The organism is Microvirga sp. HBU67558 (genome assembly GCF_018069605.1).
Taxonomy (GTDB): domain Bacteria; phylum Pseudomonadota; class Alphaproteobacteria; order Rhizobiales; family Beijerinckiaceae; genus Microvirga; species Microvirga terrae.
The window spans coordinates 24,256-43,483 of sequence record NZ_JAGPUP010000516.1 but is presented as its reverse complement, the minus strand read 5'-3'; the positions used below and the strand labels follow the sequence as shown (position 1 = coordinate 43,483).

Annotated in this window: 22 protein-coding genes; 7 read left to right on the top strand and 15 right to left on the bottom strand. The window is 67.5% G+C overall.

Translation table 11 applies throughout. The annotated features are described in order from the left end of the window. Positions 1 to 235: 235 nt before the first annotated feature. From KBI52_RS14735 to KBI52_RS14710, 6 genes are all read right to left on the bottom strand, one after another. Positions 236 to 1,252: a tripartite tricarboxylate transporter substrate binding protein gene (locus KBI52_RS14735; RefSeq protein ID WP_210808387.1), complete on the bottom strand. Its 1,017-nt coding sequence runs from the start codon at positions 1,250 to 1,252 to the stop codon at positions 236 to 238. A 54-nt stretch (positions 1,253 to 1,306) separates the two neighbouring features. Continuing rightward, on the bottom strand, positions 1,307 to 1,621 hold the full coding sequence (locus KBI52_RS14730; RefSeq protein WP_173948288.1) for a YciI family protein: 315 nt from the start codon (positions 1,619 to 1,621) through the stop codon (positions 1,307 to 1,309). Between the two features lie 4 nt (positions 1,622 to 1,625). Beyond that, on the bottom strand, positions 1,626 to 2,492 hold the full coding sequence (locus KBI52_RS14725) for a class III extradiol dioxygenase family protein (protein WP_173948289.1): 867 nt from the start codon (positions 2,490 to 2,492) through the stop codon (positions 1,626 to 1,628). 2 nt (positions 2,493 to 2,494) lie between these two features. Then, positions 2,495 to 3,583 (bottom strand): alpha/beta fold hydrolase, encoded by a 1,089-nt coding sequence (locus tag KBI52_RS14720; RefSeq protein ID WP_210808385.1) that lies wholly within the window; start codon positions 3,581 to 3,583, stop codon positions 2,495 to 2,497. A 103-nt stretch (positions 3,584 to 3,686) separates the two neighbouring features. Further along, positions 3,687 to 4,664: a tripartite tricarboxylate transporter substrate binding protein gene (locus tag KBI52_RS14715; RefSeq protein WP_173948290.1), complete on the bottom strand. Its 978-nt coding sequence runs from the start codon at positions 4,662 to 4,664 to the stop codon at positions 3,687 to 3,689. Positions 4,665 to 4,726: 62 nt separating this feature from the next. Further along, positions 4,727 to 5,605, bottom strand: a complete 879-nt coding sequence (locus KBI52_RS14710) for an amidohydrolase (RefSeq protein WP_210808384.1) — start codon at positions 5,603 to 5,605, stop codon at positions 4,727 to 4,729. Positions 5,606 to 5,761: 156 nt separating this feature from the next. On the opposite strand from KBI52_RS14710, the gene KBI52_RS14705 reads away from it, so the two are divergent. From KBI52_RS14705 to KBI52_RS14685, 5 genes are all read left to right on the top strand, one after another. Then, the gene (locus KBI52_RS14705; protein WP_210808382.1) at positions 5,762 to 6,715 is read left to right on the top strand and encodes a LysR family transcriptional regulator; all 954 of its coding nucleotides are present in this window, start codon (positions 5,762 to 5,764) and stop codon (positions 6,713 to 6,715) included. Between the two features lie 106 nt (positions 6,716 to 6,821). After that, entirely contained in the window at positions 6,822 to 7,910 is a 1,089-nt protein-coding gene (locus KBI52_RS14700) for a 4-oxalomesaconate tautomerase (protein ID WP_210808380.1), read from the top strand. A 25-nt stretch (positions 7,911 to 7,935) separates the two neighbouring features. Further along, positions 7,936 to 8,658 carry a PIG-L deacetylase family protein gene (locus tag KBI52_RS14695; RefSeq protein WP_210808378.1) on the top strand — a complete coding sequence of 241 codons (723 nt, stop codon included), beginning with the start codon at positions 7,936 to 7,938 and terminating at the stop codon, positions 8,656 to 8,658. Then, the gene (locus KBI52_RS14690) at positions 8,655 to 9,347 is read left to right on the top strand and encodes a 4-carboxy-4-hydroxy-2-oxoadipate aldolase/oxaloacetate decarboxylase (RefSeq protein WP_210808376.1); all 693 of its coding nucleotides are present in this window, start codon (positions 8,655 to 8,657) and stop codon (positions 9,345 to 9,347) included. Before KBI52_RS14695 ends, KBI52_RS14690 begins: the two co-directional genes overlap by 4 nt. A 35-nt stretch (positions 9,348 to 9,382) precedes the next feature. After that, the gene (locus tag KBI52_RS14685; RefSeq protein ID WP_210808374.1) at positions 9,383 to 10,201 is read left to right on the top strand and encodes a DUF1932 domain-containing protein; all 819 of its coding nucleotides are present in this window, start codon (positions 9,383 to 9,385) and stop codon (positions 10,199 to 10,201) included. 80 nt (positions 10,202 to 10,281) lie between these two features. Here KBI52_RS14685 and pobA read toward each other — a convergent pair whose 3' ends face one another. Continuing rightward, positions 10,282 to 11,451 carry a 4-hydroxybenzoate 3-monooxygenase gene (gene pobA / locus KBI52_RS14680; protein ID WP_173948297.1) on the bottom strand — a complete coding sequence of 390 codons (1,170 nt, stop codon included), beginning with the start codon at positions 11,449 to 11,451 and terminating at the stop codon, positions 10,282 to 10,284. A 145-nt stretch (positions 11,452 to 11,596) separates the two neighbouring features. On the opposite strand from pobA, the gene KBI52_RS14675 reads away from it, so the two are divergent. Both KBI52_RS14675 and KBI52_RS14670 read left to right on the top strand, forming a co-directional pair. After that, the gene (locus tag KBI52_RS14675) at positions 11,597 to 12,490 is read left to right on the top strand and encodes a helix-turn-helix domain-containing protein (protein WP_210808372.1); all 894 of its coding nucleotides are present in this window, start codon (positions 11,597 to 11,599) and stop codon (positions 12,488 to 12,490) included. 54 nt (positions 12,491 to 12,544) lie between these two features. Beyond that, complete coding sequence (locus KBI52_RS14670; protein ID WP_173948299.1) at positions 12,545 to 12,712, top strand: hypothetical protein; 168 nt, start codon at positions 12,545 to 12,547, stop codon at positions 12,710 to 12,712. 6 nt (positions 12,713 to 12,718) lie between these two features. Here the strand turns inward: KBI52_RS14670 and KBI52_RS14665 are convergent, their stop codons facing one another. Genes KBI52_RS14665 through pcaD form a run of 8 tightly spaced genes read right to left on the bottom strand, consistent with a single transcriptional unit; the run spans position 12,719 to position 19,224 of the window. Further along, entirely contained in the window at positions 12,719 to 13,783 is a 1,065-nt protein-coding gene (locus tag KBI52_RS14665; protein WP_210808370.1) for a 3-carboxy-cis,cis-muconate cycloisomerase, read from the bottom strand. 16 nt (positions 13,784 to 13,799) lie between these two features. Beyond that, the gene (pcaF, locus tag KBI52_RS14660; RefSeq protein ID WP_173948301.1) at positions 13,800 to 15,002 is read right to left on the bottom strand and encodes a 3-oxoadipyl-CoA thiolase; all 1,203 of its coding nucleotides are present in this window, start codon (positions 15,000 to 15,002) and stop codon (positions 13,800 to 13,802) included. 1 nt (position 15,003) lies between these two features. Continuing rightward, positions 15,004 to 15,792 carry a CoA-transferase subunit beta gene (locus KBI52_RS14655; RefSeq protein WP_210808368.1) on the bottom strand — a complete coding sequence of 263 codons (789 nt, stop codon included), beginning with the start codon at positions 15,790 to 15,792 and terminating at the stop codon, positions 15,004 to 15,006. Beyond that, positions 15,789 to 16,640 (bottom strand): CoA transferase subunit A, encoded by an 852-nt coding sequence (locus tag KBI52_RS14650; RefSeq protein ID WP_210808366.1) that lies wholly within the window; start codon positions 16,638 to 16,640, stop codon positions 15,789 to 15,791. The genes KBI52_RS14655 and KBI52_RS14650 overlap by 4 nt, the downstream gene beginning before the upstream one ends. Before the next feature lie 21 nt (positions 16,641 to 16,661). Next, positions 16,662 to 17,288, bottom strand: coding sequence for a protocatechuate 3,4-dioxygenase subunit alpha (gene pcaG / locus KBI52_RS14645; protein WP_210808364.1), 627 nt, complete (start codon positions 17,286 to 17,288; stop codon positions 16,662 to 16,664). Beyond that, complete coding sequence (pcaH, locus tag KBI52_RS14640) at positions 17,288 to 18,013, bottom strand: protocatechuate 3,4-dioxygenase subunit beta (RefSeq protein WP_210808362.1); 726 nt, start codon at positions 18,011 to 18,013, stop codon at positions 17,288 to 17,290. The genes pcaG and pcaH overlap by 1 nt, the downstream gene beginning before the upstream one ends. Further along, positions 18,006 to 18,398, bottom strand: a complete 393-nt coding sequence (pcaC, locus tag KBI52_RS14635) for a 4-carboxymuconolactone decarboxylase (RefSeq protein ID WP_371823173.1) — start codon at positions 18,396 to 18,398, stop codon at positions 18,006 to 18,008. The genes pcaH and pcaC overlap by 8 nt, the downstream gene beginning before the upstream one ends. Positions 18,399 to 18,429: 31 nt before the next feature. After that, complete coding sequence (gene pcaD, locus KBI52_RS14630; protein WP_210808358.1) at positions 18,430 to 19,224, bottom strand: 3-oxoadipate enol-lactonase; 795 nt, start codon at positions 19,222 to 19,224, stop codon at positions 18,430 to 18,432. Positions 19,225 to 19,228: the final 4 nt, after the last annotated feature.

Sequence of the window (19,228 nt, the reverse complement as noted above, 5' to 3'; positions counted from 1 at the left end):
GGCCCGTCGACGCGAAGGGGCCGGTCATCGGCAGGATCAGGCCGATCTTCAGGGGCTCCTGGGCCGACGCAGCCCCGCTCAGGGCCAGCAGGGCGGCCGCGGCGCTGGCGGCGCTGATGAAAGTCCGTCGTAACATCTGTGCTTCCTCCCGTTGCAATCTCCCCGGTATCTCCGTCGGGCACTTGTCGGCCTCTTGCAGGAACCCGGGATGGTGGTCATGTCCGCGATCCCGCGGCTATTCAGGCTTGATCCCGGCGCGTTTCACGAGATCGCCCCAGCGCGCCATCTCACTGGCGATATGACGGCGAAACTCGTCCGGCGTCGTGGTCCAAACCTCGGCGCCTTCGAGCGACAGGCGCTCGGCGATCTCCGGCGCGCCCATGGCGGCCCTGATCTCGGCGTTGAGGCGATCGACGATGGGCTTCGGCGTGCCGGCCGGCACGAGGATCCCGTACCACTGGGACGCTTCGAAACCGGGAAATCCCAATTCCGCAACGGTCGGCACGGTGGGGGCGGCCTCGAGGCGCGACAGGCCGGACACGGCGAGAGCCCGCATCGTGCCGCCTTCCACGTGCTGAACCAGGTTCGGCGCGCCGGTGAACATGACCTGCACCCGTCCGCCGAGCAGATCCGTCACCGCCGGGGCCGTGCCGCGATAGGGAACGTGGGTCATCGACATGCCGGTACGATCGCAGAGGGCGACCGTCGCGATATGCGCGGCGCTGCCGATGCCCCCGGACGCGTAGTTGAGCTTGCCCGGATTCTGCTTCGCGTAGTCGATCAGCTCCTGCAGGCTCTTGGCCGGGACGTCCGGGTGGACGACGAGCATGTTGTGCACGTTGGCGATGCCGCTCACCGGCTCGAAGCTCTTCATCGGATCGTAGGCCAGCTTGGGATAGAGCGCCGGGTTCACGGCGAACGTGCCGATATGGCCCATCACCAGGGTATGGCCGTCCGGGGTCGCGCGGGCCACGGAACCGACGCCGACGGAGCCGCCCGCGCCGGGACGGGATTCGACGATCACCGGGTTCTTCACGGCGGCCTCGAGCCGCTGACCGAGCAGCCGGGCCAGGATGTCGGTCGATCCGCCGGGCGTGAACGGAACGACCAGCAGGATGTTCTGGCTCGGCCAGGTCTGAGCCGATACCCGCGCCGAAGAGCCTGCGGACAGGCCCAGGGCGGCCGCTCCCATCAGGATCTGGCGGCGAGTGATGGCGCGGCGAGCGGAGCTCACGGGCGGATTGTCCTGCATCGATTGTTTCCTCCGGCTTGTTCTTGTGGCGTCGAGTGTCACGACTCGTGTCGTCTAGGGCGTCATCGGGTCGATCCGGTGGGCCTGGAACCGCGACGCCAGGGCGATGATCTCGATCGACTCGACGAGACCGGCCAGGGCGTACGGATCGTTCTCCGCGAAAGCCTGGGCGGCCTCGCGGGACGGCGCTTCGAGCACGCCGAAATTCCCGTTCGGCGTCTCGCCGTCGTCCTCCGTCAGGGCGCTGCCGATCAGCACCCGGGCGAGCCCTCCGCCCCCGGTAGCCACATGCCGGCGGTGCGCATCCCGGTGCTGCTCGCGCAGATCTGCCGCGTCGTTCCGGTGGCGGCAGATCATGAGCCAGTACATGGCGTCACGCGGCCGCTTCCCGGGCGGCGTCCGCCCGGTTTTCGAGGACGATCATGCCGGCTCCCGTCATGGAAGCCGGCACGAAGTAGTGCTTGTGCCGGACCACCACATCGGGATCCATGGCGCCGCGCATGACGAGCCACATCATGAGCTCGGCGCCCTCGCTGCCGAACATCTCGACATATTGCTCCCGCGACATCTTCGCGAGCCTGTCGGGATCGGCCGCGATATCGTTCAGGAAGGCCTGGTCGGCCTGCGGATTGACGAAGCCCGCGCGGGCGCCCTGGAGCTGGTGGGACAGCCCGCCGGTTCCGACCACGACGAAGCGCTCGTCGCTGTCATAGCTCTCGATGGCCTGACGCAGAACGCGCCCCATCTCGTAGCAGCGGCTCGGCAGCGGGATCGGGTACTGGATGACGTTAACGAAAATCGGCACAACCTTCACGGGCCAAGCGTCCGGCTTGCCCCAGAACAGCTCCATCGGCACCTGCAGGCCGTGATCGACCTCGATCTCCTGGCAGATCATCGGGTCGAAGCGGTTCTCGACCAGGGTGTCGATGAAATGCCACGAGAAGTCGACCGCTCCCTCGAACGGAGCGATCGCCCGCGGCCCCCAGCCCTCGTCGACCGGCCGGTATTCCTCCGCGCAGCCGACCGCGAAGGTCGGCACCTTGTCGAGGAAGAACGTGTTGCCGTGATCGTTGAAGATCACCACGGCCACGTCGGGCTTGTGCTCCCGCACCCAGTCCTGGCCCGGGATGTATCCGTCGAAGAACGGCTTCCAGTCCGGCGTATCCCGCAGCCCCTTGTCGAGGGCCGCGCTGATCGAGGGAACATGGGACGTTCCGAGACCTCCGATGAGTTTTGCCATTCCTACTTCTTCCCCAAACGATCCCGCAGGAAATCCGCGTGTTCCATGCCCGCCTGATGGGCGCCGATCTCCGTGATGCGGACCGGATCGACGGCCGAGATCTTGAGAATGAAGAAGAGGTTGCCGCCCAGGCGCACCATCTCGCGCCAGTTGCGGGTCATCACCGCCTCCTTCTCCTCCGGCGTGAGACCGAAGCGGTCGAGATAGGCGCTCTCGTCCTGGCGGAACGCCTCCCGGTTGGCGGCCGTGCCGAGACCCATGGCCATCTTGTTGATCCGGTAGCCGCGAAGCGACCGCTTGCGGTCGAACAGGGGCGTGTCCGGAATGGTGTCGTGGCTCATCGGCTCAACCTCTCCGGCTGCGCCGCGCTCGGCAGCCATGCGGTCGTTCTCGAAACCCAGAAACCGCAGCAGGGCCCGGGACACCTGCTCGGGCTGCTCCAGCAGGGACATGTGTCCGCTGTCCTCGATCACCACGAGTTCCGCGTTCGGGATCAGGCGCGCCATCTCCTCGTGCTGGGCCAGCGGGCTCCAGCGGTCCTGGCGTCCGACCATCACCAGGGTAGGACAGGTGATGGCCTCGAGATGCGGCCGAACGTCCGGACGGTTGAGAAGCGCCTGGATCTGCCTGTGATGCTGCTCGGGCGTGGCACGCATCACCATGGCCTTGAGGGGAGTCAGAAGCGTCTGATCTTCCGCCCTGCCCTCGTGCAGCATCGGCGGCAGCCACCGGTCGGCCAGGGCTTCCATGCCCTCCGCGAACGCGAGGTCAATCAGGACCTGGCGCTTTTCCGCCTCGCCGTCCCGCCGGCTGTCGACGCCTGTGTCGATGAGAGCGAGCTTCTCGATGCGCTCGGGCGCCTGGCGGACCATCTCCATGGCCACGCGCGCCCCCATCGAATGCCCGATGGCGAACAGAGGCCCGTCGGCGAGAGCCAGCGCGGAGCGGGCCATCGCGTCGATGGAATCGAGTTGCGAGAAATCTGCGATCCGGATGTCGGCATGGGGCGCGAGCGCTGCCCTCTGCGCCTCCCAGATGCTGGCATCGCAGAGGAGCCCGGGCAGCAGGACGATGGTCGGCCCTTTGCTCATGGGTCGTTCTTGTTCCTCACGCCGGCAAGGATGAGCCAGCGGCCAAAGATGAAGCAAATGGTTTGTTTTGAAGGATTGATGAAAATCCTTCATGGACCGGCGCCTACTGCTTCGGGATGCCGGCCTTCTCGATCACCGCCCGCCACTTCTCGATGTCGGAGCGCAGCCGCGCGCTCAGCTCGGCCGGCGTTTCGCTCCGCGCCTCGATCCCGAGGTCAAGAAGGCGTGCCTTGACGTCGTCCTCCTTGAGGATGTCCTGCAGGGCCTTGTTGAGGGTGTCGATGATCGGCTGCGGGGTTCCCTTGGGGGCGAAGAGCGCGTTCCAGGAGGTCACGTCGAAGCTCTCGAACCCGGATTCCCGCACGGTCGGAACGTCCGGCATGGCGGCCGAGCGGCGCGGGCCGGAAGACGCGATCGCCCTCACCTGCTTGCCCTCGAGGCCGGACTTCACGGCCGCCTGGCTGTCGATGAGCAAATGCGTGTCGTCCCTGAGCAGGGACACCAGGGCATCAGGCGTGCTGCGGAACGGCACGTGGACCAGATCAGCCCCGGTCTCCTGCTTGAACAGAACCGAGGCGAGGTGCTGCGAGCTGCCGACCGCCACCGTGGCGACGTTCAGGCTGCCCGGCTTGTCCTTGGCCTGCTGCAGGAAATCCTTGAGGTTCTCGAACTTCGAGTTCGCGTTGACCACGAAGAGGAAGTCGAAGGTGCCAAGGGTCGAGATCGGGACGAAATCCGCCTGAGGATCGAACGGGAGCTTCGCGAACAGCGGCACGCTGATCGCGGTGCCGTTCGTCAGCATGGTCAGGGTGTATCCGTCCGAGCCGCCCGACAGGGCCGCCCGGGCCGCCGTGATGCCGCCGGCGCCCGGCATGTTCTCGACGATGAACCGCTGCCCGAGCTTCTCGCTCAGCTTCTCCGACACGATGCGGATGGTGATGTCGGCCACGCCGCCGGCCCCGAAGGGAACCACCACCTTCACGGGACGTGTGGGATAGGCGGGCTGAGCGTGGGCGGCGCTTCCGAGCCCGGCCGCCACGGCGAGGGCCAGAAGGGATCGTCTCGTGAGGGTTCCAAGCATGACGTATTTCTCCCTGTTTTCATGTCGCGCCGCCTGTCTTGGCAGGCTTGCGGCGATGCCCCTCACTCCGCGAAGCGGAAGAGGCGCGCGGGGTTGTCGACGAGAAGCTTCTGCCGGATGTGCGGATCCGGCGCGTAGAGCGGAATGAGATCGACGAGATCGCCGTCGTCGGGCATGACCGGCACGTTCGGATGCGGCCAGTCCGTTCCCCACAGCACCCGGTCGGGCGCCGCGTCGATCAGAGCCTTGCCGAAAGGCGCGACATCGTGGAAGGGCGGCCCCGCCCGCGAGATGCGCTCCGGGCACGTGACCTTGACCCAGCACTTCTCGTCGTCCCGCACCAGATCGAGCAGGGCCTGGAAGGCGGGCTGGTCGAGCCCGAGGCTCGCATCGACGACCCCCATGTGGTCGAGCACGTAGGGAACGGGCAGCGCCGTCAGCCGGGGCCGGAAATCCGTCAGCAGGGTCGCGGGAAGATAGAGATCTACATGCCAGTCGAGGACGCCGATCCGCTCGACGATCCTGTCGAAAGACGACATGTCCGGCAGCTTGCCAAGACGCGGCAGGAAGGTGAAGCGACATCCGGTGATGCCGGCGTCGGCGAGACGTCGGAGATCCTGGTCGCTGAAGGTCTCGTCCACGTTCGCCACGCCCTTGTAGCGCCCGTTGCTCTGGGCGATGGCGTCGGTTACGACCCGGTTGTCGCGTCCGTGCGGCGTCGCGTTGACGATCACCGCCCGCTCGACGCCGAGGCGGTCGTGCAGCGCGCGGAACATCTCCAGCGGGGCATCCGGCGGCGTGTAAGGACGCTCCGGCACGTAGGGGTAGCGCTCGTTCGGCCCGAAGATGTGACAATGAGTGTCGCAGGTCCTCGGCGGCAGCTTGAAGGACGGAACGTGCGGATCGGGATGCGGAGGCGGAATCGTCGGCGCTGACGTCATGCGAACGGACTGACCTTCATCGAGCGGTTGCGGCGCCCATGAGATGCTTCCACGGTGAAATGAAGCAAATGGTTTGTTTTTGGCGATTGATGAAGATACTTCATATATCGACGCCAGCCCGAATGGTGGCTTCCTCAGAGCGGATAGAGAGACCCGATGCGCATCGATTTTCTCGGCCTTCATGCCTTCGTGGCCATCGCCGAGCGCGGCAGCTTCCAGCATGCGGCGGCGCATCTCAATCTCTCTCAGACGGCTCTGAGCCACCGGATTCGCAAGCTGGAAGAGGATCTCGGCGTGAAGCTTCTGTCGCGCACCACCCGCGAGGTATCGCTGACCCAGGCGGGGCTCAACCTCCTGCCGAAGGTGAAGGAGACGATCGAGAATCTCGCGGGCTCCCTCGACGAACTCCGCCAGGAGGGCCGCAGCCGCCAGGAAACCCTATCGATCGGGTGCCTCCCGACCATCGCGTCCGGCCGCCTGCCCGGGGCCCTGCGCCGCTTCCAGGAGCGGCATCCGGACGTGGTGCTGCGCATCTACGACAACTCGGCCACCGAGATCAGCAACCTGGTCCAGGACGGGACGATCGCATTCGGCATCACCCTGGTGGCGGCCCACCGGTGGGACTTCGACATCGAGATGCTGATCAAGGATCCGTTCACGCTGGTCTGTCCCGAGGACCATCCTCTGGCGGCGCAATCGGACGTGAGCTGGTCCGATCTCGCCGAGGAGCCGCTGATCCGGATCAGCCCGCAGACGGGGAACCGGATCATCATCGACGATGCCCTGGGGAGCCGCCGGGAGACCCTGAGCTGGCGTTTCGAGGTCCAGCACATCCAGACCGCCGTCGCCCTCGTCCGAGCGGGCGTCGCCCTCACGGTCATCCCGAGCCTCGCCTTCGACACGGTCGACGAGCGCGGGCTCAGGCTGATTCCTCTGCGCAATCCCAGCGTCACCCGCCAGCTCGGCATCATCTCGAAACGCGGCACCCCGCTCTCGCCCCTCGCGGACGAGCTGCGCCGGCTCATCGTGCAGACCTTCGGCGAGCCGAAGCGGGCGTCCTCGGCAGGGCGCAGGCGGAAGACCACACGACTGAGTGAAAAAAATTCATGAAAGCCCATAAACAGATCATTTGATGCACCCATACCGCTGATGCACCCTTCCAGCCCATCATCGACCAGACGGCGGGAGACGGACCATTCAGCCTCGCATTCCCTGCATGATCCTTCGGGGCGGCACCTCGAAGGGTGCCTATTTCCTCGCACAGGATCTTCCGTCCGATCCGGCGCGGCGTGACGCGCTCCTTCTGTCCATCATGGGATCGCCCGATCCGCGCCAGATCGACGGCATGGGCGGCGCCCATCCGCTCACGAGCAAGATCGCCATCGTGTCGAAGTCGCAGCGTCCGGATTGCGACGTGGACTTCCTGTTCGGCCAGGTGGTCGTGGACAAGCCCAAGATCGACGTCACGCCCAATTGCGGGAACATCCTCGCCGGCATTGGGCCGTTCGCCATCGAGCGCGGCCTCGTGCCTGTGCGCGGGCCCGTGACGCGGGTGCGCGTGCACACGGTGAACACCGGCACCATCGCGGAGCTTAGCGTGCAGACGCCCGACGGTCGCGTGGCTTACGGGGGCGACGCGCGCATCGACGGCGTGCCCGGAACCGCGGCGCCGATCGCCGTCGAGTTCCTGGACGCCGCGGGCTCCGTCTGCGGCTCGCTTCTGCCCACCGGCAAGGCCGTCGACCGCGTCGCCGGGATCGACGCGACCCTGATCGACAACGGCATGCCCGTGGTGGTGCTCGAAGCCGCCGCCGTGGGCCGGACCGGGTACGAGCCCCGCGACGTGCTCGACAAGGACATGGAACTGAAAGCACGCCTCGAGGAGATCCGCCTCGAAGCCGGCCGGCTCATGGGGCTCGGCGACGTCTCGTCCAAGGTCGTGCCCAAGATGGCCCTGGTGGCGCCGCCGCAAGCGGGCGGGCATGTCTGCACCCGCAGCTTCATCCCCCATGAATGCCATGCCTCCATCGGGGTTTTCGCCGCCGTCACGGTCGCGACCGCCTGCGTGCTGCCGGGATCGCCGGCGGCCCGCGTTGCGCGGATCCCGCCGGGCCGTGAGAAGACGCTGTCCGTCGAACACCCGACGGGCGAGTTCAGCGTCGTGATCGAGGTCGGGGGAACCGAGGACAGCCCGGTCGTGGAGAAGGCCGGGCTCCTGCGCACCGCGCGCCTGCTCTTCGAGGGCCATGCCTTCGCGCACGAGACCCTGGCCGAGGCGCTCGACACCGGCCGGGACGCCGCCTGAATCAACGCTTCTTCTCGAGGACATCATGAGCACTGGAAAGACCGGACTTGTCGTCACCGCCCATCCCGGCGACTTCGTATGGCGCGCGGGCGGCGCCATCGCGCTCCATGCGAAGAAGGGCTATCGCATGAAGATCGTCTGCCTGTCCTTCGGCGAGCGCGGCGAGAGCCAGTGGGCCTGGAAGAAGGGCGACATATCGCTCGCCGACGTGAAGGCGCAGCGGCGCGAGGAGGCCGAGCGCGCCGCCGAGACTCTCGGGGCCGAGATCGAGTTCTTCGACGCCGGCGACTACCCGCTCCACACCACCCCGGAGATGCTCGACCGCCTCGTCGACGTCTTCCGCGAGCTCAAGCCCTCCTTCGTGCTGACGCATTCCCTGGAGGACCCGTACAACGTGGACCATCCCGAGGCGACGCGCTTCGCCCAGGAGGCGCGCATCATCGCGCAGGCGGCGGGCCACAAGCCGAGCCCGGACTTGGCCTACAATGCCCCGCCGGTGTTCCTGTTCGAGCCGCACCAGCCCGAGCAGTGCAACTACAAGCCCAACGTGATCCTCAACATCGACGACGTGTGGGAGACGAAGCGCAAGGCCTTCGAGATCCTGGCGGCCCAGAAGCATCTCTGGGAATACTACACCCGCGTGGCCCTGAACCGGGGCATGCAGGGCGGCCGCAACTCGGGCCGGGCCATGACCTACGGCGAGGCCTACCAGCGCATCTTCCCCCAGATCGTCGAGGAACTGGCATGAAGCCCGTCGTCGTCACCAACATTCCGCGCGTCGATCAGTCCATGGTCTATCGCCTCGCCGAGCTCGGCACCGCGACCACCCACGAGGCCATGGGCCGCGTCGGCCTGATGAAGCCCTACATGCGGCCGATCTGGGCCGGCGCCCAGGTGGCCGGCAGCGCCGTGACGGTGCTCGCCCAGCCCGGCGACAACTGGATGATCCATGTGGCGGTCGAGCAGTGCCGGCCGGGCGACATCCTGGTCGTCGGCGTGACCACGGACAACACCGACGGGATGTTCGGCGACCTGCTGGCAACCTCCCTGAAGGCCCGCGGGGTGGTCGGCCTCGTGATCGATGCCGGCGTGCGCGACGTGAAGACCCTGACCGAGATGGGCTTCCCCGTCTGGTCCCGCGCCGTTTCCGCGAAGGGCACCGTGAAGGCGACCCTCGGCTCGGTGAACGTTCCGGTGGTCTGCGCCGGCGCCCTGGTGAAGCCCGGCGACGTGATCGTGGCCGACGACGACGGCGTCGTGGTGGTGCCGCGCCGGGAGGCCGAAGCCGTTGCCGTCGCCGGGGAGGCACGTGTCGCCAACGAGGGATCGAAGCGCGAGACCCTCGCGTCCGGCGTGCTGGGACTCGACCTCTACAAGATGCGCGAGCCGCTGGCGAAGGCGGGTCTCACCTATGTCGAATACAAGGACGAGGACTGACGGTCACAGGTCCCCTTAATCAGCGGTGCACACACATGAGCCTCGAGATCGCCTTCATCGGCTATGGAGAAGTCGGACAGCTTTTTGCCTACCAGCTCGCGGGCAAGCCGGGCGTGCGGATCAGGGTCTACGACATCCTGTTCGACGATCCCGGCAAAGGTCCGGAGCTGCGGCGGCGGGCTCTGGCGGCGGGCGTTCACGCCGCGGACGGCCCGGCGGATGCGTGCCGGGGGGCCGGCATCGTGATCTCCGCCGTCACGGCGGACTCGGCCGTCGCGGCGGCCGAACAGGTGGCGCCGCATCTTCATGCCTCGCAGATCTATGTCGACCTGAACTCGGTCTCTCCCGCCACCAAGGAGCGGGTGGCGAAGCCCGTGCGGGACCGGGGCGCCGACTTCGTCGAGTTCGCCGTCATGGCGCCCGTGAAGGAGCCGGGACTCGCGGTTCCGATCCTGAGCGGCGGCGAAAGAGCCGCGGAGGTTTCGGCCCGCCTCAACGATCTCGGCATGCGGATCACCCCGGTCAGCACCGGGATCGGCACGGCGTCCGCCACGAAACTGTGCCGCAGCATCGTGATCAAGGGCATGGAGGCCCTGATGGTGGACTTCTCGCTGGCGTCCGACAAGGCCGGCGTCATGCCGGCCGTCCTGGCGAGCCTGACGGCCTCGTATCCGGGCATGGACTGGGAAAATCTGGCCAGGACCATGATGTCCCGCGTGCGCCAGCACGGCATCCGGCGCGCGGCGGAAATGCGCGAGGCGAGCCGCATGATCGACGAGCTCGGCCTCGACGGCTCCCTGGCGAGCGCCATCGCGGACCGCCACGAGAGTTTCGCCAAGGCCGACAAGACGTAAGAAGTCCGCGGTCGAAAACACTCCGCGTCATGGCCGGCCTTGTGCCGGCCATCCCGATCCGGTGAGGCCGAGCCGGAAACTCACATCGGCAACCCCGTGTAGTTCTCCGCCAGGGACCGCGCGGCAGCGTCGGAACTTCTGAGGTAATCGAACTCCGCCCGCTGGATCCGGCGGCTGAAGGCGTCGGTCTCGGGGAAGGTGTGCAGGATCGAGGTCATCCACCAGGAGAACCGCTCGGCCTTCCAGATCCGCGCGAGCACGCGCGCCGAATACCCGTCGACGCCCGCGGTGGACCGCTCGGCGTAGAACTCGACGAGCGCCTCGGCCAGGGCCCCGACATCGCTCGCCGCGAGGTTCAGCCCCTTGGCGCCGGTGGGCGGCACGATATGGGCGGCGTCGCCGGCCAGAAAGAGACGCCCGAACCGGAGCGGCTCGGCCACGAAGCTCCGCAAGGGCGCGATCGACTTCTCGATCGAAGGTCCGGTCACCAGAGCGTCGGCCGTCTCCCGGTCGACCCTGCGCCGCAGCTCGTCCCAGAAGCGGTCGTCCGACCATGCCTCGACCTTCTCGTCCGCCGGCACCTGGACGTAGTAGCGGCTGCGGCTGTGCGAACGCATGGAGCACAGGGCGAAGCCGCGCTCGTGATGCGCGTAGATCAGCTCCTCGGCGACGGGCGGCCTGTCGACCAGGATGCCGAGCCAGCCGAAGGGATAGACCCGCTCGAACGTGCGGATGGCGCCCTCCGGCACGCTGGCGCGCGCCACCCCGTGATAGCCGTCGCACCCGGCGATGAAGTCGCAGGCGATCTCGTGCTCGACGCCGTCCTTGACGTAGCGCACGCTCGGCCGGTCGCTGTCGAAGCCGTGGAGCGACACGTTCTCGGCTTCGTAGATCGTGGTCGCGCCCGAAGCGTCGCGGGCCTGCATCAGGTCGCGGGTGACCTCCGTCTGCCCGTAGACGGTCACCGTCCTGTCGATCAGCGCGCGGAAGTCGAAGCGGTGCCTGTCGCCGTCGAAGCAGAGCTCGACCCCGTCATGGACGAGCCCATCCGCATGCAGTCTCTCGCCGACGCCCGCCTTGTCCAGGAGCTCGACCGTGCCCTGTTCGAGGACGCCGGCGCGGATGCGTCCGAGCACGTAATCCTGGCTCCTCCGTTCGAGGATGACGGTGTCAATCCCGGCCCTGTCGAGAAGGCGGCCGAGCAGGAGCCCGGCGGGTCCCGCCCCGATGATGGCGACCTTGGTGCGCATGCGCGATCTCCTCCGGAATGGCAGCCGCGGCCGCCTTGTTCATTGGGTCCAAGAATGAACTCCGGCCGCCCAACGGCCAATAGACAAAGCGAGCATCAGATTGGACATTCCGAACATTCGCTGATGCAGGACGGATCGACCCGACGTGACCATCGCCGACATTCCAACCTACGCGCTCTATGGAGAATCCGGCGAGGATCCGGCGGCGGACTGGGTTCATTGCGAGACCATCCAGGTCCGCAGCCGCTTGCACAATTACAGGATCCTGCCGCACCGGCACGAGCGGCTATTCCAGATCCTGCATCTCGCGGCCGGGACGGCGGAGATCGTGATCGACGGCCGGAGCACAGGATTGACCGGCCCTGCCCTCGTGGCCCTGCCCCCGATGAGCGTGCACGGCTACGCCTTCTCGCCGGACGTCGCGGGAACGGTCCTCACGCTGTTCGACAGCCGCCTGTCCCAGATCCTCGCGGACATGCATGGTGTCCGCGAGACGTTCCGGTCGGTTCAAGTGGCCGATCTCGGCGAGCATGAGGACATCAGCCGCACGCTGAGCCGAGACATCGCGTGCCTCGCGGAGGAGTTCGGCGGGCGCGGACACGGGCGTTCCGAGGCGATCCAGGCCCGGCTGATGCTGATCCTGATCGCGATCCATCGCCTGCTGGGCTCGGCGGCCGCTCCCGGCCACAACGGGTCCGGGCGCCCGGCCCTCCGGCACGCCCTGCGCTTCCGGGAACTCGTCGACCGGGATTTCCGCAGCCACCAGCCGATCGACGCCTATGCCCGCAGGCTCGGCCTGACGGCGCCCCATCTCAACCGTATCTGCCGCGAGCATCTCGGCGACACCGCGCTCGGAATCGTGCACCAGCGGATCGTCCTCGAGGCGAAGCGCTACCTGACCTTCACCACCATGAGCGCCAAGGAGATCGCGCTGGCCCTGGCCTTCGACGACCCGGCCTATTTCGCCCGCTTCTTCAAGCAGAGGACCGGGCTCGCGCCCCTCGCCTTCCGGGCCCTGCAGCAGAGCGCCATGGCCTGACCCTCGCCAGAACCCGCGAAGGTCCCCGGCGTTACCCAGCGAAGGAGCCAGCTCATGTCGGATACCGATCGGAAGAATCCCGGGGACGAGGATGTGCCGGGCGCCAAGCAGACCGGAGAAAACGTCTGCCCCACCTGCGACGGATCCGGCAGCGTCGGGCAGAAGCCGTGCCCGGATTGCGGCGGCTCCGGGCGGGTCACCGTGATCGTCGGCGATGCCTGACGGAGGTCAGGTCTCGACGGCTTTCGAGGGCGCGAAGGTGATGCCGGCGATCAGTCCGTGAGCCCTGCTCAGGGCTGCGGCGGCTGAAACCACCATCGGCGGCAGCACCATCCATTCCAGCGTCCAGGCCGCACCGGAGCGCTCGCCCTCGTGCACGAGAGCCTGATGCAGGGTGCCGAGCATTCCGGCATTGAAGCGGGCCAGCGCGACGAGCACCTCGGCGGGCACCGGATTGGACTTGTGCGCCATGGCCGACGAGCCTCCGCCTGCGGCGAGCTTCACCTCGCCGACCTCGTTCTGCGCCATCAGGGCGACGTCCTGCCCGAGCTTGCCGAGAGTGCCCGTGAGCAGCGACAGGAACGCCCCGAACTCGCCGATCCTGTCGCGCTGGGAATGCCACGATGGAGCGAGGCCGAGCCCCAGGGTTTCGGCTATCTGGCCGGCGACCGCGTCGCCGTGCTGTTTCAGCTCACCGCGGGTTCCGATCGGGCCGCCGAGCTGAACGACGAGCAGGCGGAGAGCGAGGTCCTGCAGGGCCTCCCGGTGCCGCTCCAGGGGCTGGAGCCAGGTGTCGATCTTGTCGGACGCCGTGAACGGAAGCGCCCGCTGCATCCGGGTATGGGCCATGAGGCGCACGGCGCCGTCCCGGCGCTTCAGGCCGTCGAGGGAATGGATCAGCGTATCGAGCCGGTGCCCGAGGATCTCGACGACGCTCTTCAGGCGCAGGACCAGGGCGGTGTCGATGATGTCCTGGCTGGTCGCTCCCAGATGCACGGCTTTCGCATGGGGCTCGCCCACGGCGGCGCGCAGCTGCTTGACGAAATCCGGAACGATCACGCCGTCGCGGGCGAGGCCCTCGGCGAGTTTGCCCCAGTCCGCCTGGAAGGCGCCGCAGACCTCGACGATCCGGCGCCCGGCGTCCTCGGCGATCAGCCCGACCTTGGCCTCGGTCTCGGCCAGGGCAGATTCGACCCGCAGCATGGCCGCGAGTTCGGCCTCGTTGGAAAAGAACGCCTCCACCACCTCGTCGCCGACGAGGGCCTGCAGGACGGGACGGGGGAGCGTGTGCATCGTCACGGACCTCGCGTCAGACTGCCTCGAGGGCGATGGCGATGCCCTGCCCGACCCCGATGCACATGGTGGCCAGCGCGCGCCTCTTGCCGGTGAGCTTCAGCTCCAGGGCGGCCGTGCCGGTGATGCGGGCGCCGGACATGCCGAGGGGATGGCCGAGCGCGATGGCGCCGCCGTTCGGGTTGACGTGTTCGGCATCCTCCGGAATGCCCAGCTCGCGCAGGACCGCGATGCCCTGGCTGGCGAAGGCCTCGTTGAGCTCCACCACGTCGAAATCCGTCGGCTTCAGATCGAGGCGCGCGCAGAGCTTCTTGGTGGCGGGCGCCGGGCCGATGCCCATGATGCGCGGCGCGACGCCGGCCGTAGCGCCGCCGAGCACGCGGGCGATCGGTTCGAGCCCGAACTTGCGGACCGCATCCTCGGAGGCGACGATCAGGGCCGCCGCGCCGTCATTGACGCCGGACGCGTTGCCGGCCGTCACCGTGCCGTCCTTGCGGAACGGCGTCGGGAGCTTCGCCAGCTGCTCGATGGTGGTGTCGCGGGGATGCTCGTCCGTGTCGACCACGACCGGATCGCCCTTGCGCTTCGGAATCGTGACCGGAACGATCTCCCGGGCGAGGCGCCCGTTGGCCTGGGCGGCCGCCGCCTTCTTCTGCGAGCGCAGGGCGAAGGCGTCCTGGTCCTCGCGGGAGACGTTGAAATCGGCCGCCACGTTCTCGCCGGTCTCCGGCATGGAATCGACGCCGTACTGGCTCTTGATCAGCGGGTTGATGAAGCGCCAGCCGATGGTGGTGTCGTAGATCTCGGCGTTGCGTGAAAACGCCGTGTCGGCCTTGGGCATCACGAAGGGCGCGCGCGACATGGATTCGACGCCGCCCGCGATCATGATCTCGGCCTCGCCCGCCTTGATGGCGCGGGCCGCCGCGATCACCGCGTCCATGCCCGAGCCGCAGAGGCGGTTCATGGTGGTTCCGGGGATCACACCCGGCAATCCCGCGAGCAGCACGGCCATGCGGGCCACGTTGCGGTTGTCCTCGCCGGCCTGGTTGGCGCAGCCGTAGATCACGTCGTCCACGGCCTCGAAATCGAGGTTCGGCAGGCGCTCCCGCAGCGCCTTCAGGGGCACGGCCGCAAGGTCGTCGGCGCGGACGCCGGACAGGGAGCCGCCATAGCGGCCGATGGGCGTGCGCACATAGGCACATATAAAGGCTTCACGCATCTCAAGTCCCCTTCTTGCCGCCGTGAGCTTTCTCGGTCCGGGCCTGAAGCTCGCGCAGGGTGGTGAGTTCGAGGTCGGTCGGCGGAGGCGTCTCCTCGAGGCGCTCGGAGAATCGCACCGTCCAGCCGCAGGTTTCCTGCACCATATCCCGGGTCACGCCGCGATGCATCGACACCACGGTGAATTCCTTGGTCTCCGGATCCGGCTTCCAGATGGCCAGATCCGTGATCAGGAGCGTGGGGCCCTTCGTGGTGATGCCGAGCCGCTCGCGGTGGTTGCCGCCCTCGCCATGGCCGAACGACGTGTAGAAGTCGATCTTGTCCACCATGCCGCGGGTCGCCTGCTTCATGGTGATGAACACCTCCTTGCAGGAACTGGCGATCTCCGGCGCGCCGCCGCCGCCGGGCAGGCGCACCTTGGGCTTGTGATAATCGCCGATCACCGTGGTGTTGATGTTGCCGAAGCGGTCGAGCTGGGCGGCGCCCAGGAACCCGATGGAGATGCGCCCGCCCTGGAGCCAGTAGCGGAACATCTCCGGCACGGACACGGTCGTCACGGCGGTCTCGCACAGCTCGCCGTCGCCGATGGAGAGCGGGAGCACGTTCGGCGCCGTGCCGATGGTGCCGCTCTCGTAGATGAGGGTGATGTCCGGCGCATGGGTCAGGCGCGCGACGTTGCAGGCGGCGGACGGCGCCCCGATGCCCACGAAGCAGACATCGTCGTTGGACAGGGCCCGGGCCGCCGCGATGGTCATCATCTCGTTGGGCGTGAAGTCGGACAGGCTGGTCATGCTTGCAATCCCTTCACGCGCTGGGCGAACACCTCGGGCCCCTGGTCGAGCACGTTCTCCTTCATCCAGGCGGTGAAGAGATCGCGGTCGGCCGAGATCTTGTCCCATTCGAGATAGGCGGCGTTGTCGCGGTCGTAATAGCCGTGGGTGTAGGAGGGATGCGCGCCGCCCGGCACCTGCGCGATGGACGTGACGGTCCAATGCGGCAGCACGCAGAGATTGGGATGCAGGTCGTCGAAATCCTCCACGATCTCCTCGACCGTCACCACCGAGCGCTTGGCCGCGAGCACGGCCTCCTTCTGCACGCCGATGATGCCCTCCACCAGCACGTCGCCGCGCCGGCTCGCCTTCTGGGCATGGATGACGGCAACATCCGGACGGTGCGCCGGCACGGCCGCCAGCTCCTCGCCGGTGAACGGGCAGACGATGCTTTTGATCGAGGGATTGACCTCCTTCAGGCCCGCCCCGCGATAGCCGCGGAACACCGCGCAGGGCAGGCCCGCCGCGCCCGCCTCGTAGGCGTTGGCCATGGCGGCATGGCTGTGCTCCACGGTCTCGATGGCGCGCGGCCAGGCGTTCTCGATGGCATCGCGCATGCGGCGCAGCAGGCCGACGCCGGGATTGCCCGCGTAGGAGAAGATCACCTTCTTCACCAGACCCATGCCGATCATCTGGTCGTAGACGATGTCCGGGGTCATGCGGATGACGGTGAGGTCCCGGATCCCCTGGCGGATCACCTCGTGGGCGGCCGCATGGGGGATCAGGTGGGTGAACCCTTCGAAGGCGACCGTGTCGCCCTCGCGCAGGTTCTCGGCGACGGCCTCCTTGAGGCTCTGGAACTTGGCCATGATATGCTCTCGGGTCGGCGATCAGATGTCGAAGAACACGGTTTCCTTGTCACCCTGGAGATGGATGTCGAAGGTGTAGGCCGGCAGACCGTTCTCTTCGCCGCGGGTGGCGATCAGGGTGGGGATCCGGTTCTTGCGGGCGATCTGGGCGAGCACCGGGCATTCGGCGTTGGCCGCCTCCTCGTCGGAGAAATACAGGCGCGTGTGCAGCCCGATATTGATGCCGCGCGCGACGATCCAGACCGTGATGTGCGGGGCCATCATCCGTCCATCCCGGAACGGCACGCGGCCCGGCTTGACGGTCTCGAAGCGGTATTCGCCCGTGGCGCCGTCGCAGGGCTGACGGCCCCATCCGACGAAGTTCGGATCGGCCTTGCCGCGGGTCTCCTCGGGGCTGTTGTAGAGCCCCTCGGCATCCGCCTGCCAGATCTCCACGAGGGCATCGCGCAGGACGTCGCCGGCGCCGTCGAAAATGCGGCCCTTCACGATGATGCGCTCGCCCTTGGTCTCCGGGCCGACCAGCACCAGTCCGAGATCCTCGTTCCAGACGCCGGTGATTTCGACCCAGTTCGGGTTCGTGCCGATATGGACATAGGGTCCCGCCGTCTGCGAGGGCGTCTCTTTCAGGAAATCGAGCTTCTGAACCATCAGTTCCCCTCCATCCGGTTCTCGAACATGGTCGAGCGGCGGCCGCGCAGGACGATGTCGAATTTGTAGGCGAGCGAATCCATCGGCAGGGTGTTCTGCCGGTCGAGCGCCGCGATGAGCTGTTCCACGGCGGCCCTGTCGGGCACCGTCATGGCGATCGGGTCCTGCCAGATCATCGGGTCGCCCTCGAAATAGCACTGGGTGATCAGGCGCTGCGCGAAGGCGTGGCCGAAGATCGAGAAATGGATATGCGCCGGGCGCCAGTCGTTCACGCCGTTCGGCCACGGATAGGCGCCGGGCTTGATGGTGCGGAACCAGTAGCGTCCCTCCTCGTCCGTGATCATGCGCCCGCAGCCGCCGAAATTCGGGTCGATGGCCGCGAGATAGGTTTCCTTCTTGTGGCGGTAGCGCCCGCCGGCATTCGCCTGCCAGAACTCCACCAGGGCGCCGGGTACCGGACGGGCATTCTCGTCGAGCACCCGGCCGTAGACGACGATGCGCTGCCCGATGGCCTCGCCGGTCTTCGCGTAGTTGCGGATCAGGTCGTTGTCCAACGGGCCGATCTTGGAATGCCCGAACACCGGACCGGTCGATTCCGAGAGCGTGTTCTCGAGCGAGATCAGCGCCTGCTGCGGCGCGCGCAGCACCGAGGTCTTGTAGGACGGCGTGAAGGCCGGCGGATGCCAGGTCCGGTCACGCTGGAAATATTGGCCGTTGTCACTCATGCTTGTTCCTCCCGGATCCGCCTTCCTGTTCCGAAGCGGCTTCCATGTCGGCGAATGTCTTCTTGACGATCTTGATGGCGTGGTTCGCCGCCGGCACGCCCGCATAGACGGCCACGTGCAGCAGCGCCTCCTTGATGTCTTCCTTGGTCGCGCCCGTGTTGCGCGTGGCGCGCACATGCATGGCGACCTCGTCGTCCTGGCCGAGCGCGGCCAGGAGCGCGATGGTCACGATGGAGCGCTCGCGCTTGGTGAAGCCGGGGCGCGACCACACCGACCCCCAGGCGCCTTCGGTGATGAAGGTCTGGAAATCGGCGTCGAACTCCGTCATCTGGGCGGTCGCCCGGTCCACGTGGGCGTCCCCGAGCACCTCGCGGCGCACCGCCATGCCGGCCTTGTAGCGTTCGCTTCGTTCCTGTTCAGACAAGTCCCGCCTCCTCAAGATGCTGGCCGATGAGCCGCGACAGCACGGCCGGCTTCTCGACGCAGGGGATGTGCCCTGCCCCGTCGATGAGCGCGAAGCGCGCGCCCGGAACGAGATCCGCCGTGCCCTTGACCACGTCGGCCGGCGTCGACCCGTCCTGGTCGCCGGCGACGCAGAGAGTCGGCGCGGCGATCCGGCCCGCATCAGGCCGCAGGTCCGCGTCGCGGATCGCCGCGCAGGTGCCGGCATAGCCGTGATCGGGCGTACGCACCAGCATGTTGCGCCAGCCCGCGACCTCGTCCGGACGCGTCTCGCGGAACAGCGGCGTGAACCAGCGCTGGAGCACGGCGTCGGCGATGGGCTCGATGCCGCCGTCCTCGACGGCCGCGATGCGCTCGGCCCAGCTTTCCGGCGTGCCGATCTTCGCGGCCGTGCAGCAGAGCACGAGCGCCCGGACCCGCTCGGGAGCCCGCACGGCGATGCGCTGGCCGATCATGCCGCCCACGGAGAGGCCGACGACAGCGGCCCTGTCGACCTTCAGTTGATCGAGCAGCGCCAGGAGATCGTCCGTATGATCGTCGATCGTATAGGGCGCGGGCGGCGCGTCCGAGAGCCCGTGCCCGCGCTTGTCGTAGAGGACGATCCGGTACCTATCCGCGAAGGCCGGCACGACGTCCTGCCAGATGCGGAGGTCGCTGCCGAGGGAATTGACGAAGACGAGCGCCGGCCCGTCAGCCTGCCCGAGCACCTGATGATGCAGAACGATTCCGTTGACGCGTGTGAATGCCATGCCA

Bases quoted from the DNA above. Each gene is read 5' to 3' on its own strand.
- KBI52_RS14735 (WP_210808387.1), bottom strand. From the start codon at position 1,252: ATGCAGGACAATCCGCCCGTGAGCTCCGCTCGCCGCGCCATCACTCGC.
- KBI52_RS14730 (WP_173948288.1), bottom strand. From the start codon at position 1,621: ATGTACTGGCTCATGATCTGCCGCCACCGGAACGACGCGGCAGATCTG.
- KBI52_RS14725 (WP_173948289.1), bottom strand. From the start codon at position 2,492: ATGGCAAAACTCATCGGAGGTCTCGGAACGTCCCATGTTCCCTCGATC.
- KBI52_RS14720 (WP_210808385.1), bottom strand. From the start codon at position 3,583: ATGAGCAAAGGGCCGACCATCGTCCTGCTGCCCGGGCTCCTCTGCGAT.
- KBI52_RS14715 (WP_173948290.1), bottom strand. From the start codon at position 4,664: ATGCTTGGAACCCTCACGAGACGATCCCTTCTGGCCCTCGCCGTGGCG.
- KBI52_RS14710 (WP_210808384.1), bottom strand. From the start codon at position 5,605: ATGACGTCAGCGCCGACGATTCCGCCTCCGCATCCCGATCCGCACGTT.
- KBI52_RS14705 (WP_210808382.1), top strand. From the start codon at position 5,762: ATGCGCATCGATTTTCTCGGCCTTCATGCCTTCGTGGCCATCGCCGAG.
- KBI52_RS14700 (WP_210808380.1), top strand. From the start codon at position 6,822: ATGATCCTTCGGGGCGGCACCTCGAAGGGTGCCTATTTCCTCGCACAG.
- KBI52_RS14695 (WP_210808378.1), top strand. From the start codon at position 7,936: ATGAGCACTGGAAAGACCGGACTTGTCGTCACCGCCCATCCCGGCGAC.
- KBI52_RS14690 (WP_210808376.1), top strand. From the start codon at position 8,655: ATGAAGCCCGTCGTCGTCACCAACATTCCGCGCGTCGATCAGTCCATG.
- KBI52_RS14685 (WP_210808374.1), top strand. From the start codon at position 9,383: ATGAGCCTCGAGATCGCCTTCATCGGCTATGGAGAAGTCGGACAGCTT.
- pobA (WP_173948297.1), bottom strand. From the start codon at position 11,451: ATGCGCACCAAGGTCGCCATCATCGGGGCGGGACCCGCCGGGCTCCTG.
- KBI52_RS14670 (WP_173948299.1), top strand. From the start codon at position 12,545: ATGTCGGATACCGATCGGAAGAATCCCGGGGACGAGGATGTGCCGGGC.
- KBI52_RS14665 (WP_210808370.1), bottom strand. From the start codon at position 13,783: ATGCACACGCTCCCCCGTCCCGTCCTGCAGGCCCTCGTCGGCGACGAG.
- pcaF (WP_173948301.1), bottom strand. From the start codon at position 15,002: ATGCGTGAAGCCTTTATATGTGCCTATGTGCGCACGCCCATCGGCCGC.
- KBI52_RS14655 (WP_210808368.1), bottom strand. From the start codon at position 15,792: ATGACCAGCCTGTCCGACTTCACGCCCAACGAGATGATGACCATCGCG.
- KBI52_RS14650 (WP_210808366.1), bottom strand. From the start codon at position 16,640: ATGGCCAAGTTCCAGAGCCTCAAGGAGGCCGTCGCCGAGAACCTGCGC.
- pcaG (WP_210808364.1), bottom strand. From the start codon at position 17,288: ATGGTTCAGAAGCTCGATTTCCTGAAAGAGACGCCCTCGCAGACGGCG.
- pcaH (WP_210808362.1), bottom strand. From the start codon at position 18,013: ATGAGTGACAACGGCCAATATTTCCAGCGTGACCGGACCTGGCATCCG.
- pcaC (WP_371823173.1), bottom strand. From the start codon at position 18,398: ATGGCGGTGCGCCGCGAGGTGCTCGGGGACGCCCACGTGGACCGGGCG.
- pcaD (WP_210808358.1), bottom strand. From the start codon at position 19,224: ATGGCATTCACACGCGTCAACGGAATCGTTCTGCATCATCAGGTGCTC.